Here is a 15,522-nt window from a genome sequence, read left to right on the forward strand (position 1 = left end):
CTGCGTCGCGGTCACTTGCCGCCGTTGATGGTGGCTTCCTTGACGGCGCCGTCCGTGACGCCCCACTTCTTCATGATCTTGTCGTACTCGCCGTTGTCGATGATCGCGTCCAGCGCGGCCTTGAGGGCGTCCCGCAGCTGCGTCTGGTTCTTGGCGACCGCGATGCCGTACGGGGCGGCCTCGACCTGCTCGCCGACCAGCTGGAAGTCCTTGCCGCCGCCGGAGGTCTTCACGGCGTACGCGGCGACCGGGAAGTCGGACGAGCCGGCGTCGGCACCGCCCGCGCGCAGGCGGGTCTGGGCCTGCTGGTCGTTGTCGAAGGGCTCGATGGCGATCTTCTTGCCGGCCGGGCACTTCTTCGACTCCGCCTTGGCGAGGTCCTCCGAGACCGTGCCGCGCTGCAGCACGATCTTCTTGCCGCACAGGTCGGACCAGGTCTTGATGCCCTGGTCGTCGCCCTTCTTGGTGTAGATCGACACACCGGCGGTGAAGTAGTCCACGAAGTCGACGCCCTCGCCGACCTTCTTGCCGGTGTCGGAGTCGATGCCCTCCTGGCGGTCCTTGGTGTCGGTCATCGCGGACATGGCGATGTCGTACCGCTTGGAGCGCAGACCCGTGATCAGCGTGTCGAAGGTGCCGTTCTCGAACTGGAAGTCGACCCCGAGCTGCTTGCCCATGGCAGCGGCGAGGTCCGGGTCGATGCCGACCGTCTTGCCCGAGCTGTCCTTGAACTCGACCGGGGCGTAGGCGATGTCGGAACCGACCTTGATGACGCCCTTGTCGCGGATGGCCTTGGGCAACTTGTCGGCGAGCGGGGCCGAGGCCGCCGTGTCGCTGGAGCCGTTGTCCTTGGTCTGGTCACCGCAGCCGGTGAGCATCAGCGCGCCTGCGACCGCGATCGCACCGACCGCTGCTAGCCGGGAGCGGGCGGCGGTCGTACGACGGGTGGAGCTTGCGGTCATGGTGGGTTCCTCCGGCGGATGGGTGGAGTTGCCGATGGGGCGGGACGCTGCCGATGGGTTCGGCAGCGCCTGGACTGCCGGCGGTGCCGGCAGAGCCGTGGACTGCCGAGGGGTCGGCAGTGCCGTGGACTGCCGAGGGTCGGCAGTGCCGTGGGTCGACGAGAACACACGTCTTCGAGTGTCGCGACCTCGTGTGATTACGGCATCTTGCCATTCGGACTGCGCCATTCTGGGGGCCAGCCATGTCAAAATCGGATAACGGGCGACCCCCGAACCGCACCACTCCGGTACATCACGGCCGGACCTTCTGTGGGAATCATTCCTTCCGGCCGGAAGATCTTCGGCATATCCCGGGATTTCGAGACGGGGGCCGAGGGCTTCGCCGACGCATGAGCGGTTGTCGATGGTTTGTCCAGGCCTTGTCCTGATTTTGGACGAAGAGTCAGGGCACCGGCATGTGACCTTCGCGTTATGGACTCGTCGTCGGCGGCGTCCGTCCGGTAAGAAGGGTCTTTACACCCCTCATCCGGGGCTCAGGGCGCGTGTGCGGCGCGCCCGTCGCGTACGCGCCCGTACGTATCACGTACACAGCACGACCATGGCCGTACGCGGTCCCGCCCACCCCTCACCAGGAGTGGCCACCCTCAAACCGAAGAAGATCTAAGGGGTAGAACCAAGTGGCAGCGGAGATCGTCAATCCTCGCAGCGAGAGCAAGACCGGAGATACGGGCGGCGAGGGCGGTGCGGAGCCCCTCGACTCCTTCGACCCGGCGTTCGCGCTGCACCGCGGCGGCAAGATGGCCGTGCAGGCCACCGTGCCGGTCCGTGACAAGGACGACCTGTCCCTGGCGTACACGCCCGGCGTCGCGAAGGTGTGCAGCGCGATCGCCGAGCAGCCGGAGCTGGTGCACGACTACACGTGGAAGTCGTCGGTCGTCGCCGTCGTGACGGACGGTACGGCCGTGCTGGGGCTCGGTGACATCGGGCCCGAGGCCTCCCTCCCGGTGATGGAGGGCAAGGCGATCCTGTTCAAGCAGTTCGGCGGCGTGGACGCGGTCCCCATCGCGCTGAACTGCACGGACGTCGACGAGATCGTCGAGACGGTGGTGCGGCTCGCGCCGTCGTTCGGCGGGGTCAACCTGGAGGACATCTCGGCGCCGCGGTGCTTCGAGATCGAGCGGAAGCTGCAGGAGCGGCTGGACATTCCGGTCTTCCACGACGACCAGCACGGTACGGCGGTCGTGACGCTGGCCGCCCTGCGGAACGCCGCGCGGCTGAGCGGGCGGGCGGTCGGGGACCTGCGGGCCGTCATCTCCGGCGCCGGCGCGGCGGGTGTCGCCATCGCGAAGATGCTGGTCGAGGCCGGGATCGGGGATGTCGCGGTGGCCGACCGCAAGGGTGTCGTGTCGGCGGACCGGGACGACCTCACGCCGGTGAAGCGGGAGCTGGCCGGGTTCACGAACAAGGCGGGGATCAGCGGGTCGCTGGAGGCGGCGCTGGCCGGGGCCGACGTGTTCATCGGGGTCTCGGGAGGGACCGTGCCGGAGTCCGCGGTCGCGTCCATGGCCGAGGGCGCGTTCGTCTTCGCCATGGCGAACCCGAATCCGGAGGTGCACCCCGAGGTCGCGCACAAGTACGCGGCGGTGGTCGCCACCGGGCGGTCGGACTTCCCGAACCAGATCAACAACGTGCTGGCGTTTCCGGGGATCTTCGCGGGGGCGCTGCAGGTGCGGGCCTCCCGGATCACCGAGGGGATGAAGCTGGCCGCCGCGGAGGCGCTGGCGGCCGTGGTCGGGGACGACCTCGCGGCCGACTACGTCATCCCGTCGCCGTTCGACGAGCGGGTCGCGCCGGCGGTGACGGCGGCGGTGGCGGCGGCTGCTCGGGCCGAGGGTGTGGCTCGGCGCTGACGTTGCCGGTCGTTGTGTGAGGTGGCCCCGTCCGGGTTCGGGCGGGGTCATTTCTTTGCCGGGGAGATCGGCTGTTCGGGTGGTTCCGGGGGGTTCCGATGCCTGCGCCGGCCTGTGGCTGCCTGATCCGGCTGCTGCGGGCGCGCGGGAGCGGGCCACCGGTTCGCTTCAGCTGGGGGCAGGCGTGCCGCTGGGGGCGGCACGGGTGGGCGTGGGGGTCCCCCCTGCTCGAGCGAAGCCGAGAGCTTGGGGGAGGCACCACGTTCCGCCGGGTTGCGGGCCCGCCGGCACCGGCACCGAGTTGCCGCTCCTGGCAAGAGGGTGTGTCTCACAGGCCCGTATGGTTCCTTCGGTTCCTCGGGGAACCTATCGTCAAGGTCATGTTCGCTGTCTACGCCGCCCGAATCGACCGCGACCAGCCGCTGTCCGGCCTGGAGTTGGGGGAGCGCCCGGCTCCCGAGGTCCGCCCCGGCTGGAGCACCGTCACGGTCAAGGCCGCCTCCCTCAACCACCACGACCTCTGGTCCCTGCGCGGTGTGGGCCTCGCAGAGGACAAGCTGCCGATGATCCTCGGCTGTGACGCCGCCGGCGTCGACGAGGACGGCAACGAGGTCGTCCTGCACTCCGTGATCGGACAGAGCGGGCACGGGGTCGGCCCGAAGGAACCCCGGTCCATCCTGACCGAGCGCTACCAGGGCACCTTCGCGGAGCAGGTCGCCGTGCCGACCTGGAACATCCTGCCCAAGCCCAAGGAGCTCTCCTTCGAGGAGGCCGCCTGTCTGCCCACGGCCTGGCTGACCGCGTACCGGATGCTGTTCACCAACGCGGGGGTGCGGCCCGGCGACTCCGTGCTGGTGCAGGGCGCCGGCGGTGGTGTCGCCACGGCCGCCATCGTGCTGGGGAAGGCCGCCGGGCTTCGGGTCTTCGCCACCAGCCGGGACGAGGCCAAGCGGAAGCGGGCCCTGGAGCTGGGGGCCGTGGAGGCGCTGGAGGCCGGGGCGCGGCTGCCGCAGCGGGTCGACGCCGTGATCGAGACCGTGGGTGCCGCCACCTGGTCGCATTCCGTGAAGTCGCTGAAGCCCGGCGGCACTCTGGTGATCTCCGGTGCCACCAGTGGCGACCGGCCCTCGCACGCCGAGCTGACCCGGATCTTCTTCCTGGAGCTCAAGGTCGTCGGGTCCACCATGGGGACCAAGGACGAGCTGGAGGATCTTCTTGCTTTCTGCGCCGCCACCGGCGTGCGGCCCGTCATCGACGAGGTCCTGCCCATGGACCGTGCGCGTGAGGGCTTCGAGCGGCTCGCTTCGGGTGAGCAGTTCGGGAAGGTCGTGCTGACCAATCCCTGAGGTGCGGTGGGTGTGAGTCGAACGGCCGGTCCGGGTTCGGGCCGGCCGTTGGCGTGTCAACTGTGGTTGACACGCGGGGCTTGTCAACGTAGGTTGACGTCATGACCGAAGCAACCGATCTGGCCGAGCGTGCCGGTGACCGTGATCCGCGGGTCGGCCTGCGGGCCGTCGCCGCGCTGCGCAGGCTGCTGGAGCAACTGGAAGCCGTTCAGGTGCGCAATGCGCGCAACCAGGGCTGGTCGTGGCAGGAGATCGCCGGCGAACTCGGTGTGAGCAGGCAGGCCGTGCACAAGAAGTACGGGAGGCATTGATGTTCGAGCGATTCACGAAAGATGCCCGGGATGTGGTGAAGAGCGCGTTCGAGTACGTGGAGGGGGGTGGTGGGGGCGGGCAGTGTGTGGAGCCGGAGCATCTGCTGCTCGCCCTGCTCGATCGGGACGGCAGTCGTGGGGCCTTCGCGCTCGCGGCTTCGGGGCTCGGCGAGGGCAAGGAGTCCGTGCGGGAGGCGCTGCGCGATGCGCGGAGGCGGGCCGGGCTGTCCCGGGCCGAGAGCGACGCGCTCGCCGGGCTGGGGATCGACGTGGCGGAGATCGTCGCCCGGGTGGAGGAGGTGCACGGGGTCGGGGCGATGTCCGGCGACCGCACGGACAAGCGGTGGTGGTCGGGACGCTCCTCCTTCGGGCGGGGCGCCAAGGACGTGCTGGAGAGGTCGCTGCGGGTGGCTCTCGCGCAGCGGGACCGGCACATCGGTGACGAGCACATCCTGCTCGCCCTGACCATGCGCCCCGGTGTGCCGGCCGAGGTCCTCGCCGACCACGGGGTGACGTACGAGTCCCTGGTGCGGGTGCTGTACGGCGGCGGTGGCGAGGCCAAGGCCGGATGAGCCGCGGTCTCCTACTGCTTCGGGGTGCGCAGGAGCGCCCCTATGCGGGCCGCCGCCGTCGACAGGTGGCGGCGGGCGTCGCGCAGTTGGTCGGAGGTGACGCCGTGGTCGCGGGCCGCGTCGCGGATGTCGTCCCGGAAGCGGTCGAGGAGGCGGTCGAGGTCGCGGGCGGGGTCGCCGGTGGAGTCTGCGGCGTCCTCGTGGGCCCAGGCCGGTTCGTAGGAGGCTGGGAAGCCCTCCGCGGGCTGTGAGCCGGCCGGCTCCGGTGCCGGCTTGCCCGCCGCCGTGCCGCCGCCCGTGCCGGTCCAGTCGAAGCCGAACTCCTTGCCGTAGTCCTTGCCGAACTCGCCCATCTCCTTGGCCAGTTCGCTCAGGCCCTCGCGCAGGCCCGTCGGCCAGTCGCCGCGGGCGAAGTGGTCCTGCACCTGTTCCTGGACGCGGCGGGCGATGCGCTGCACCTGCTCCTGGGCCTGGGCGCGGGCCTGCTCCTGGGCCTCCTTCGCCTGGCGGCGGGCCCGCTGGGCTTCCTCGCGGGCGCGGCGGCTCTCGTCCTTGGCGCGCCGGGCCTGCTCCTTCCACTCCTGCCGGGCGCGGCGCATCTCCTCCTTGGCGATGCGCCAGGTCTCCTTGTCGCCGTACGGGGAGAAGTCGCCGTACGGGGTGCCCTCCGCGCCGGGGGTACCGGTGCCGTTGCCCCGGCGGGCCTCGGTCGCCGCGGCGCGCATTTCGCGGCGCAGGTCGCCCGCGGCTCCGCGCACGTCGGCCTGGATCTCGGCGGCCAGCTCCGCGACCGACTCCCGGATCTCCAGCTCCAGGTCGGCCAGCTCGCCGCTGCGGTCGGCCAGTTCGGCGCGGCCCGCGTCCGTGATCGAGTACACCTTGCGGCCGCCCTCGGTGGTGTGGGTGACCAGGCCCTCCGCCTCCAGCTTGGCCAGGCGCGGGTAGACCGTGCCCGCCGACGGTGCGTACAGCCCCTGGAAGCGCTCCTCCAGGAGGCGGATCACCTCGTAGCCGTGTCGGGGAGCCTCGTCCAGCAGCTTCAGCAGGTAGAGGCGGAGGCGGCCATGGGCGAAGACGGGGGGCATGTCAGAGCACCTTCTTGTCGGTCGTGCCGTCGGCCGGGGCGCTGGTGGCGCCATCGCCCGGGCCGGAGACGGAATTGTCTCCCGAGTCCTCACGCGGGCCGCTGTCCGGGGGTGCTGCCGCTGGGGTGTCGGTGCCGGGGTGTGCGTCCTGGGGTGTGCCGGTGCCGGGGCGTGCCTCCTGGGCTGCGTCGGCCTCGTCCTCGTCGGCAGGTCGGCGCAGCAGGGCGATGGAGCCGGAGACGGTGGTGGCCCGCAGCTTGCCGGTGCCGGCGCCGAGGCGGCCGGTGATCTTGTGGGCGCCCCACTGGCCGTGTACCCGCAGGCCGTCGAAGGCGTTGGAGATGGCGCCGCTCGCCGTGTTGGCCTCGACCTCCGCGTCCGCCCGGTGGGGGAGCCGGATCGCGATCTCGCCCGAGACGCTGTTCAGCCGCACGTCCGTGGGGCCGTCCGGATCGAGGTCGACGATCATGGAGCCGCTGACCGAGTCGGCCCGCACGGAGGGGCCGGAGCCCTCGACCACCGTGAGATCGCCGGAGACGGACTGGAACCAGAGGTCGCCGGTCACGTCCTGGGCCTCCAGGCTGCCCGAGACGGTCTTGGCGCGGACCGGGCCGGAGAGGCCCACGAGGGTGGTGTCGCCCGTGACCCCCTTGATCGTCGACGGGCCGTCGATCCCCGAGACCACGGCTGCCGCGCCGACCACGCCGACCTCCACCCGGGTCCCGGCCGGGACGGCCAGGGAGACCACCGCGCTGCGGCGCCAGCCCTTGCGGTCCAGCCAGGTGAGGAAGCCCTTCCAGGGCAGGTCCTCGTAGGCCACCGTGAGGGTGCCGTCCTGCTGTGTCACCACCAGGGGAGGGCCTTCGATCTCCGAGATCTCCAGGCGGGCGGAACCCTCGTCCGTGCCCACCACGTTCACCGTTCCGTTGACGAGGCGTACGTGGAGTGTGCTCACGGGCTCGTCGAAGGTGAGCTTCCTCGGTTCCGTGACGGACCACTCGGACATGGTGCAGACCTCCCCGACTCGACGCGCCATATCGCGTCTGTTCCAATCACGATATATCGCGGGCCGGGAAAGTCAAGACACCCGTTTTGGGGATGATCGAGCCGTCAAAAGTGCTCAAACACGGGTGATTCGCCCTAGCGTGTGACCATGACGGAAGCCGCCTCCGCAGGTCCCGAGCCCGGGGCACTGCTGCTGTGCCGGGCGGCGCCCGGGGCCGTCGCCCCCGTCGCCCACCTGCTGCGTGAACCCATGCAGCTCACCCGGGCGGGCGACGACTGGAGCGTGCTCGTCCCCGAGGGCCGGCCCTGGCGCGACGGCGCCGAGCCCGTCGACCGTGTCGTCACCGGCTGGGCCACGGCCCTCGCCGTCGGTGCGCCCTGGCCCGTCCTCGCCCTCTGGTGGGACGCCGACCACGCGGGCTACACGCTGGCGTCCGGCTTCCGCCGCCCGGTCGGATTCGTCTGGCTCACGAGCGGTGTCCCGGCGGGGGAGGACGAGGCGATGCGGACCTTCGCCGCGCGCGTGGGCCTCGACCCCGTCCTGGACCTCCAGGCCCTCGACCAGCTCACGAAACCCGACACCGCGGCCGACGCTCGTACCCGCCTGCGCGGTCTGCTCGCGGTCCTCGCACGCGTGGGCGTCTCACTGCCTCCCGGACTGGCACCCGGCCAACCGGCCCACCGGCTCCGGGAAGCCGCCGCGCTCCAGCCGGACAGCCTCCCGGTCGAGTGGCCGGGCTGGCGGGAGGCGGTCGCCGAACGCGGCACCGTCGAGCACAGCCGCCTCGGCCCCTGGATGCCCTGGACCGGCGGCCCCAGGGCCCGCGCCCTGGCCCTCGCGCAGGTGGCGGCGGGCGTACCGCTGGTGGCCTGGGGGCTGCGGCGGCGCAGCGGCGGCTGGCTCACGGCCGGGGCCCTGCTCCTGGCCCACGGCACGTGGGGTCTGGCCTACGGCCTCACACATCCGCGCGACTGACGCCGGCGACAGCGCGGCGTCGATCCCCCGGCCGGCCGACTCCTACTCGTCGTCCTCGTCGTCCAGCCGCGCCAGCCACGTCGCCAGCCGCTCCACCGGCACCTCGAAGTCGGGGTTGAGATCGACGAACGTCCGCAGCTGCTCGGCCAGCCACTCGAAGGTGACCTCCTCCTCGCCGCGCCGCTTCTCCAGTTCCTCGATGCCACGGTCCGTGAAGTACATGCCGTCAAGGATATGTGGGCGCAAACAGCCGGGCCGCACCCCCGGATCGGGGATGCGGCCCGGTCACGCAGGACGCACGAGGGCGCTTACGCGTCGAACACCTCACGCACGAGCTGCTCCTGCTCGGCCTGGTGCCGCTTCGCGGAACCCACGGCCGGGGACGAGCTGTGCGGACGCGAGATGCGGCGCAGGCGCTCGCCGGCGGGGATGTCCGCGCCGACCGCCAGGTCGAGGTGGTCGATCAGGTTGAGCGCGATGAACGGCCAGGCACCCTGGTTCGCCGGCTCCTCCTGGGCCCACAGGTACTTCTCGGCGTTCGGGTACCTCTTGATCTCCGCCTGGAGCTCGGTACCCGGCAGCGGGTACAGGCGCTCGATGCGGATGATCGCCGTGTCCGTCACACCGCGCTTCTGACGCTCGGCCTCCAGGTCGTAGTAGACCTTGCCGGCGCAGAAGACGACCTTCCTGACCGCGGCCGGGTCGACCGACGCGTCGCCGATGACCGGCTGGAACTGCCCGGTCGTGAACTCCTCCGCCTTCGACGCCGCCGCCTTCAGGCGCAGCATCGACTTCGGCGTGAAGACCACCAGCGGCTTGTGGTGCGGGTTGTGCACCTGCCACCGCAGGAGGTGGAAGTAGTTCGACGGCGACGTCGGCATGGCGACCGTCATGTTGTTCTGGGCGCAGAGCTGCAGGAACCGCTCCGGGCGGGCCGAGGAGTGGTCCGGGCCCTGGCCCTCGTAGCCGTGCGGCAGGAGCAGGACGACGCCGGACGTCTGGGCCCACTTCTGCTCGGCCGACGAGATGAACTCGTCCACGACCGTCTGCGCGCCGTTGACGAAGTCGCCGAACTGCGCCTCCCACATCACGAGCGCGTTCGGGCGGGCCAGCGAGTAGCCGTACTCGAAGCCCATCGCCGCGTACTCGGAGAGGAGGGAGTTGTAGACGTTGAGCCGCGCCTGGTCCTCGGAGAGGTACTGCAGCGGCGTGTACTCGTCGCCCGTGGTGCGGTCGATGATGACCGCGTGGCGCTGGCCGAACGTACCGCGCTGCGAGTCCTGGCCGGCCAGGCGGACCGGGACGCCCTCCAGCAGGAGGGAGCCGATCGCGAGGGTCTCGCCCATGCCCCAGTCGATCGTGCCGTCCTCGACCATCGCCGCCCGGCGCTGCAGCTGCGGCAGCAGACGCGGGTGGACGGTGATGTGGTCGGGGATGTTGACCTGGGACTCGGCGATCCGCTTGACGACCTCCGAGGTCACCGCGGTGTTCACGGCGACCGGGAACTCGGCCTGCGGGTCGGAGGGCTCCACGGCGGACGGCTGCGAGGTGGCCTCGCGGACCTCCGTGAAGACCTTCTCCAGCTGGCCCTGGTAGTCCTGGAGCGCCTGCTCGGCCTCTTCCAGGGTGATGTCGCCGCGACCGATGAGGGACTCGGTGTACAGCTTGCGCACCGAGCGCTTCTTGTCGATCAGGTCGTACATCAGCGGCTGGGTGAAGGCCGGGTTGTCCGACTCGTTGTGACCGCGGCGGCGGTAGCAGATGAGGTCGATCACCACGTCCTTGTTGAACGCCTGGCGGAACTCGAAGGCGAGCCGCGCCACGCGGACGACGGCCTCGGGGTCGTCGCCGTTCACGTGGAAGATCGGGGCCTCGATCATGCGGGCCACGTCCGTCGCGTACATGGAGGAGCGCGAGGACTCGGGGGCCGCGGTGAAGCCGACCTGGTTGTTGATGACGATGTGGACCGTGCCGCCGGTGCGGTAGCCGCGCAGCTGCGACATGTTCAGGGTCTCGGCCACCACGCCCTGGCCCGCGAAGGCCGCGTCGCCGTGGATCGCCACCGGCAGGACCGTGAAGTCCGTGCCGCCCTTGTTGATGATGTCCTGCTTGGCGCGCGAGACGCCCTCCAGGACCGGGTCCACCGCCTCCAGGTGCGACGGGTTCGCGACCAGGGAGACCTTGATCTGCTCACCGTCGAGGCCCGTGAAGGTGCCCTCGGCGCCCAGGTGGTACTTCACGTCACCGGAGCCGTGCATCGACTTCGGGTCGAGGTTGCCCTCGAACTCGCGGAAGATCTGGGCGTACGACTTGCCGACGATGTTGGCGAGGACGTTCAGGCGGCCGCGGTGGGCCATGCCGATGACGACCTCGTCCAGGCGCGACTCGGCAGCGGAGTCGAGCACCGCGTCGAGCAGCGGGATGACGGACTCGCCGCCCTCCAGGGAGAAGCGCTTCTGGCCGACGTACTTCGTCTGCAGGAACGTCTCGAACGCCTCGGCCGCGTTCAGCCGGCGCAGGATGCGCAGCTGCTCCTCGCGCTCCGGCTTGGAGTGCGGGCGCTCCACGCGGTCCTGGATCCACTTGCGCTGCTTGGGGTCCTGGATGTGCATGAACTCGATGCCGGTGGTGCGGCAGTACGAGTCGCGCAGGACGCCGAGGATGTCGCGCAGCTTCATCATCGACTTGCCGGCGAAACCGCCGACGGCGAACTCGCGCTCCAGGTCCCACAGGGTGAGGCCGTGCTCGGTGATGTCCAGGTCGGGGTGCTTGCGCTGCTGGTACTCCAGCGGGTCCGTGTCGGCCATGACGTGGCCGCGGACCCGGTAGGAGTGGATCAGCTCGAAGACGCGGGCGGCCTTGGTGACGTCGTCGTCGTGGCTGGCGTCGATGTCCTTGAGCCAGCGGACCGGCTCGTAGGGGATGCGCAGCGCCTCGAAGATGTCGTCGTAGAAGCCGTTCTCGCCGAGCAGCAGGTTGGCGACCTGGCGGAGGAACTCGCCGGAGGCGGCGCCCTGGATGACCCGGTGGTCGTAGGTCGACGTGAGCGTCATGACCTTCGAGATGCCGAGCTTGTTCAGGGTGTCCTGGCTGGTGCCCTGGAACTCCGCCGGGTAGTCCATGGAGCCGACGCCCATGATCACGGACTGGCCGGGCATCAGGCGCGGCACCGAGTGGACGGTGCCGAGGCCGCCGGGGTTGGTCAGGGAGACCGTGACCCCGGTGAAGTCGTCCATCGTCAGCTTGCCGTCGCGGGCGCGGCGGACGATGTCCTCGTAGGCCTGCCAGAACTCGAAGAAGTTCAGCGTCTCGGCCTTCTTGATCGCCGCGACGACGAGCTGGCGGTCGCCGTTCGGCTTGACCAGGTCGATGGCGAGACCGAGGTTGACGTGGTCCGGCTTGACCAGGGTCGGCTTGCCGTCGACCTTCGCGAACGAGTAGTTCATCGCCGGCATGGCCTTGATCGCCTGGACCATGGCGTAGCCGATGAGGTGCGTGAAGGAGATCTTCCCGCCGCGCGCCCGCTTGAGGTGGTTGTTGATGACGATGCGGTTGTCGAACAGCAGCTTCACCGGGACCGCGCGCACGGACGTGGCCGTGGGCAGCTCCAGGGAGGCGTCCATGTTCTTCGCGACCGCGGCGGCGGGGCCGCGCAGCACGACCTGCTCGGGGCCCGAGGGGGCCTCGGCGGCGGGCTCGGCCTTCTTCGCGGGAGCGGCCGGCTTCGCGGGGGCCGGGGCGGCCTTCGCGGGAGCGGCGGCCTGGGCCGGGGCCTGCGCGGCGGGCTTCGCCTGGGCCGGAGCCGGGGCCTGCGCGGCGGCGGGCTTCTCGGCGGCGGGCTTCTCGGCCGCCGGGGCGGGGGCCTGGGCGGGAGCGGCCTGCGCGGTGGTGGTGCCCGCGGCCCCCGCGGCCGCGGTACCCGCCGGAGCCGGCGCGCCAGCGGCGCCCGGCTTGTAGTCGGCGAAGAAGTCCCACCAGGCTCGGTCTACCGAATTCGGGTCCTGGAGGTACTGCTGATAGATCTCGTCGACGAGCCACTCGTTGGCACCGAACGACGCGGCGGGGTTCTTGCCCGCTTGGTCGGTCTCGGTCGAGATGCTCGAGTTACTGGGGGACTGTGGCGACACGGCGGCAACCGCCCTCTTCCGCTTCACAAGATGATGGACAGCGGGAATCAAGGCTACGCCTCCCGGGCCGGGAAGGTCAGGTCGGGCCCGTTCAACGTCGTGTAAGTCACATCTCAGACTGCGTTTCGGGCCTTGAAATGGCGGGAAACAAGCGTAGTTCCGCTTAAGGAGGGAAGGGCGGGGCAAGGCCCCGGGCGCCGATGGCGCGGGCCTGTGCCTGATCACACGTGTCCGTCAGCGCGGACGCCGGTGGATCTTGTGGCTCCGCTTCGAACTTTACGTCAACTTGGCACGGATGGCTCTCCTGGAAGAGTGACAAGAATCCGGCAACCCCGCTCGGATTCGGCCACTCCGATCCGCCCGCCGTGCAGATCCACCGCCCAGCGGGCGATCGCCAGGCCGAGGCCCGTGCCGCCGTCGCTGCCCGGCCCCTGCGGCCGTTTGGCGCTGCCCCGGTTGAACCGCTCGAAGACGCGGTGCCACTCCGACTTCGGAATGCCGGGGCCCTCGTCCAGGACCTCCAGCTCCAGCGACTCCGGCAGCGCGCCGCGCCGCGCCTTGACCGTCACCCGGCCGTGCGGCGGGCTGTGCTTGACCGCGTTGTCGATGAGATTGGCGACGACCTGGTGGATGCGCTCCGGGTCGGCGTGCGCGGTCAACTCCGGCGGGTGGACGTCGAGGTGCAGATGGACGTCCGTGCGCGTGTGACTGCCCGAGCCGGTGGCGATGCCCGCGCGCACGGAGGCGACCATGTTGGCCTCCTTCAGCACACCGGACAGGTACGGCCACACCTCGAACCGCCGCTTCTTCAGCGGGACGACGCCGTTGTCCAGGCGGGACAGATCCAGCAGCGTCTCCACCAGCCGGCCGAGGCGCTCGGTCTGCTTCAGGGCCGTGCGCATCGTCTCCGGGTCGGCCTGCGTGACGCCGTCGACGATGTTCTCCAGCACCGCGCGCAGACCCGCGATGGGCGTGCGCAGCTCGTGCGAGACGTTCGCCACCAGCTCCTTGCGCTGGCGGTCCTGGGCCTCCAGCTCGTCGGCCATGGCGTTGATCGTCACGGCCAGGTCGCCCAGTTCGTCACGGCGGTTCTCCCGCACCCGGCGGGTGTAGTCGCCCTGCGAGATGGACCGGGCCACGGCCGTCATCTCGTCCAGCGGGGCGGTGAGCGAATGGGCCACGAACTGCGTAATGAGAAGCGTGGCGATCATCGAGAAGACCGTGATGAAGCGCAGCTCCGTCTTCGTGTGCACCGCGATCACCGACAGACCGGTGGTGATCAGCACCGAGATGACGACCAGCGCGCCCAGCTTGGTCTTGATCGAGAACGGGCTCACCCCGCCCCAGGGTTCCGGCTCCCCGGGGTTTCTCCGTGCGGCCGGCCCGCCGCTCATGGCGTCGGGGTCTCCAGGGCGTAACCGACGCCGTGCACCGTACGGATCCGCTCGGCGCCGATCTTCCGGCGCAGCGCCTTGATGTGGCTGTCGACCGTGCGGGTGCCGGAGGCGTCCGCCCAGTCCCAGACCTCGGCGAGCAACTGCTCGCGGGAGAGGACCGCGCGCGGGGTGTTGGCCAGGCAGACCAGGAGGTCGAACTCGGTGGGCGTGAGGTGAACATCCTCACTCCGCACCCGCACCCGGCGCTGCGCGTGGTCGATCTCCAGTTCGCCCAGGCGCAGGATGCCGCTGCGCGGCGTCGCGGCGGCCAGCGCGGCCCGCTCCACGCGGCGCAGCAGCACGTGCACGCGCGCCGCCAACTCCCGCATCGAGAAGGGCTTCGTCATGTAGTCGTCGGCGCCGACGCCGAGCCCGACCAGCATGTCGGTCTCGTCGTCGCGCGCGGTGAGCATCAGCACCGGCACCGGCCGGGCGGCCTGCACGCGCCGGCAGACCTCCAGACCGTCGAAGCCGGGCAGCATGATGTCGAGGATCAGCAGGTCGGGCTGCCAGGCCTCGGCCGTGTCGACGGCGGCCGGACCGTCACCCGCTGTTTGCACGAGGAATCCCTCGGCTCGCAGGCGGGTCGCGATGGCGTCCACGATCGTGGCGTCGTCCTCGACGACGAGAACCCGGCGCTGTGCGCCCGGAGTAGCCGTCGCCGAACCGTTGTGGGAGGTGTGTGTCTGCTCCATCGCCCGCCCCTGGGGTGTGCTTTCCGGAATCAGTGGGGTGATTCCTCATGACTGGCTATGCCTGCGCATGGTTGCGATTGACGCTTGAATGATCGGCGTCAGAGGAGCAGCGTACGGGGAGTCAGCACACCTTTGCTATCCAGGGCTGATGGCGAGGTGCACGACGTCCGGAACGCCCCGGGCAACCGGGATCTCTTCGGTACGCACCTGTTGGAACCCGGCATTCCGCAAGGTTTCTTCGAATTCCGGAGACGGCTGGGCGGACCAGACGGCGAGTACCCCGCCGGGCTTCAACACCCGTGCGCAGGCGGCCAGTCCGGCTTTGCCGTAGAGATCTGCGTTGCCTTCCGTCACGGTCCAGTCGGGGCCGTTGTCGATGTCGAGGCACAGCGCGTCGTACGTGGCGGATGTCTCATTGACGTATGCGACGAGATCGGCTTCGACGATTTCCGTGCGGGGGTCGGCGAGGGCCTCTGCGGAGATCGTGGAGAGCGGGCCGTCGCGGTGCCATTCGACGATCGCGGGCTCGCGTTCCACCACCGCGATCCGCCCCCAGCGCGGGTCCGCCGCCGCGTGCGCGAGGGAGAAGCCGACGCCGAGTCCGCCGATCAGCAGGTCGGGGCGGGTGCGGCCGGGCAGGGCGTCCAGTGCCGCGTCGACCAGCCGCCGCTCGGAGCGGCCGTCGGAGGTGTCCATCAGGAAGCAGCCGTTCGCGATGATCTCCAGCCGGCCACCGGGCCGGCGCCGCAGCACGACTTCGCCGTGCGGGCCCTCGCGACGGTCCAGGACATCGGGAAGGTCGTTCGGGATGGGCATGGGAACATCCTGGCAGGGGGCGGAGTTCGCACGCCGGGAATTTCCACGCGGCCGGCGGCGGACGCGGGACAGGGCTGTCGGGTTGCTGTGAATCGGCTCTCGCGTGGCCCGGGTCACAGACAGTGGGGCGGTCGGGCACGAAGGCTGTACGGGACGGAAGGAGCGCCCGTGGTGGAACGCGCCGCGCCGCCCGGCGAGGAGGTCGCACCCCCGCCGGCGGACGCGCCCGGGTGCGACACGTCGGTCCTGCTGGACGGGGTGCCGCGGCAGCGGGCACGCCA

General features: G+C 70.5%; 13 protein-coding genes. 5 read left to right on the plus strand and 8 right to left on the minus strand.

Annotated features, from left to right (window positions below):
* Nucleotides 1-11: 11 nt before the first annotated feature.
* Complete coding sequence (locus C1703_RS26815) at nucleotides 12-962, minus strand: ABC transporter substrate-binding protein (RefSeq protein ID WP_114255253.1); 951 nt, start codon at nucleotides 960-962, stop codon at nucleotides 12-14.
* 677 nt (nucleotides 963-1,639) lie between these two features.
* Here C1703_RS26815 and C1703_RS26825 point away from each other — a divergent pair.
* The 4 genes from C1703_RS26825 to C1703_RS26840 all read left to right on the plus strand — a co-directional run bounded on the left by C1703_RS26825 (nucleotide 1,640) and on the right by C1703_RS26840 (nucleotide 5,101).
* The gene (locus tag C1703_RS26825) at nucleotides 1,640-2,872 is read left to right on the plus strand and encodes an NADP-dependent malic enzyme (RefSeq protein ID WP_114255255.1); all 1,233 of its coding nucleotides are present in this window, start codon (nucleotides 1,640-1,642) and stop codon (nucleotides 2,870-2,872) included.
* 380 nt (nucleotides 2,873-3,252) lie between these two features.
* Nucleotides 3,253-4,218, plus strand: coding sequence for a zinc-binding dehydrogenase (locus C1703_RS26830; protein ID WP_114255256.1), 966 nt, complete (start codon nucleotides 3,253-3,255; stop codon nucleotides 4,216-4,218).
* A 101-nt stretch (nucleotides 4,219-4,319) separates the two neighbouring features.
* Nucleotides 4,320-4,529: an HTH domain-containing protein gene (locus C1703_RS26835; RefSeq protein WP_031103307.1), complete on the plus strand. Its 210-nt coding sequence runs from the start codon at nucleotides 4,320-4,322 to the stop codon at nucleotides 4,527-4,529.
* Nucleotides 4,529-5,101 (plus strand): Clp protease N-terminal domain-containing protein, encoded by a 573-nt coding sequence (locus C1703_RS26840; RefSeq protein WP_114255257.1) that lies wholly within the window; start codon nucleotides 4,529-4,531, stop codon nucleotides 5,099-5,101. The genes C1703_RS26835 and C1703_RS26840 overlap by 1 nt, the downstream gene beginning before the upstream one ends.
* Before the next feature lie 11 nt (nucleotides 5,102-5,112).
* Here the strand turns inward: C1703_RS26840 and C1703_RS26845 are convergent, their stop codons facing one another.
* On the minus strand, nucleotides 5,113-6,186 hold the full coding sequence (locus tag C1703_RS26845; RefSeq protein ID WP_114255258.1) for a PadR family transcriptional regulator: 1,074 nt from the start codon (nucleotides 6,184-6,186) through the stop codon (nucleotides 5,113-5,115).
* A 1-nt stretch (nucleotide 6,187) separates the two neighbouring features.
* Nucleotides 6,188-7,192, minus strand: coding sequence for a DUF4097 family beta strand repeat-containing protein (locus tag C1703_RS26850; RefSeq protein WP_114255259.1), 1,005 nt, complete (start codon nucleotides 7,190-7,192; stop codon nucleotides 6,188-6,190).
* A 147-nt stretch (nucleotides 7,193-7,339) separates the two neighbouring features.
* Between C1703_RS26850 and C1703_RS26855 the strand changes: the two genes are divergently transcribed.
* Complete coding sequence (locus C1703_RS26855) at nucleotides 7,340-8,167, plus strand: hypothetical protein (RefSeq protein WP_114257602.1); 828 nt, start codon at nucleotides 7,340-7,342, stop codon at nucleotides 8,165-8,167.
* Nucleotides 8,168-8,209: 42 nt separating this feature from the next.
* Here the strand turns inward: C1703_RS26855 and C1703_RS26860 are convergent, their stop codons facing one another.
* The 5 genes from C1703_RS26860 to C1703_RS26880 all read right to left on the minus strand — a co-directional run bounded on the left by C1703_RS26860 (nucleotide 8,210) and on the right by C1703_RS26880 (nucleotide 15,241).
* Nucleotides 8,210-8,389, minus strand: a complete 180-nt coding sequence (locus C1703_RS26860) for a DUF6104 family protein (protein ID WP_003992906.1) — start codon at nucleotides 8,387-8,389, stop codon at nucleotides 8,210-8,212.
* Nucleotides 8,390-8,475: 86 nt separating this feature from the next.
* Nucleotides 8,476-12,294 (minus strand): multifunctional oxoglutarate decarboxylase/oxoglutarate dehydrogenase thiamine pyrophosphate-binding subunit/dihydrolipoyllysine-residue succinyltransferase subunit, encoded by a 3,819-nt coding sequence (locus C1703_RS26865; RefSeq protein WP_114255260.1) that lies wholly within the window; start codon nucleotides 12,292-12,294, stop codon nucleotides 8,476-8,478.
* Between the two features lie 281 nt (nucleotides 12,295-12,575).
* Nucleotides 12,576-13,688 (minus strand): ATP-binding protein, encoded by a 1,113-nt coding sequence (locus C1703_RS26870; protein WP_114255261.1) that lies wholly within the window; start codon nucleotides 13,686-13,688, stop codon nucleotides 12,576-12,578.
* The gene (locus tag C1703_RS26875) at nucleotides 13,685-14,425 is read right to left on the minus strand and encodes a response regulator transcription factor (RefSeq protein ID WP_010040369.1); all 741 of its coding nucleotides are present in this window, start codon (nucleotides 14,423-14,425) and stop codon (nucleotides 13,685-13,687) included. The genes C1703_RS26870 and C1703_RS26875 overlap by 4 nt, the downstream gene beginning before the upstream one ends.
* A 135-nt stretch (nucleotides 14,426-14,560) precedes the next feature.
* A complete protein-coding gene (locus C1703_RS26880) occupies nucleotides 14,561-15,241 on the minus strand; it encodes a spermidine synthase (RefSeq protein ID WP_114255262.1) in 681 nt (226 codons plus the stop codon).
* Between the last annotated feature and the right edge of the window lie 281 nt (nucleotides 15,242-15,522).

It is taken from the genome of Streptomyces sp. Go-475 (assembly GCF_003330845.1).
Taxonomy (GTDB): Bacteria; Actinomycetota; Actinomycetes; order Streptomycetales; family Streptomycetaceae; genus Streptomyces.

Bases quoted from the DNA above. Each gene is read 5' to 3' on its own strand.
- C1703_RS26830 (WP_114255256.1), top strand. From the start codon at position 3,253: ATGTTCGCTGTCTACGCCGCCCGAATCGACCGCGACCAGCCGCTGTCC.
- C1703_RS26880 (WP_114255262.1), bottom strand. From the start codon at position 15,241: ATGCCCATCCCGAACGACCTTCCCGATGTCCTGGACCGTCGCGAGGGC.
- C1703_RS26840 (WP_114255257.1), top strand. From the start codon at position 4,529: ATGTTCGAGCGATTCACGAAAGATGCCCGGGATGTGGTGAAGAGCGCG.
- C1703_RS26815 (WP_114255253.1), bottom strand. From the start codon at position 962: ATGACCGCAAGCTCCACCCGTCGTACGACCGCCGCCCGCTCCCGGCTA.
- C1703_RS26855 (WP_114257602.1), top strand. From the start codon at position 7,340: ATGACGGAAGCCGCCTCCGCAGGTCCCGAGCCCGGGGCACTGCTGCTG.
- C1703_RS26845 (WP_114255258.1), bottom strand. From the start codon at position 6,186: ATGCCCCCCGTCTTCGCCCATGGCCGCCTCCGCCTCTACCTGCTGAAG.
- C1703_RS26860 (WP_003992906.1), bottom strand. From the start codon at position 8,389: ATGTACTTCACGGACCGTGGCATCGAGGAACTGGAGAAGCGGCGCGGC.
- C1703_RS26850 (WP_114255259.1), bottom strand. From the start codon at position 7,192: ATGTCCGAGTGGTCCGTCACGGAACCGAGGAAGCTCACCTTCGACGAG.
- C1703_RS26835 (WP_031103307.1), top strand. From the start codon at position 4,320: ATGACCGAAGCAACCGATCTGGCCGAGCGTGCCGGTGACCGTGATCCG.
- C1703_RS26875 (WP_010040369.1), bottom strand. From the start codon at position 14,425: ATGGAGCAGACACACACCTCCCACAACGGTTCGGCGACGGCTACTCCG.
- C1703_RS26870 (WP_114255261.1), bottom strand. From the start codon at position 13,688: ATGAGCGGCGGGCCGGCCGCACGGAGAAACCCCGGGGAGCCGGAACCC.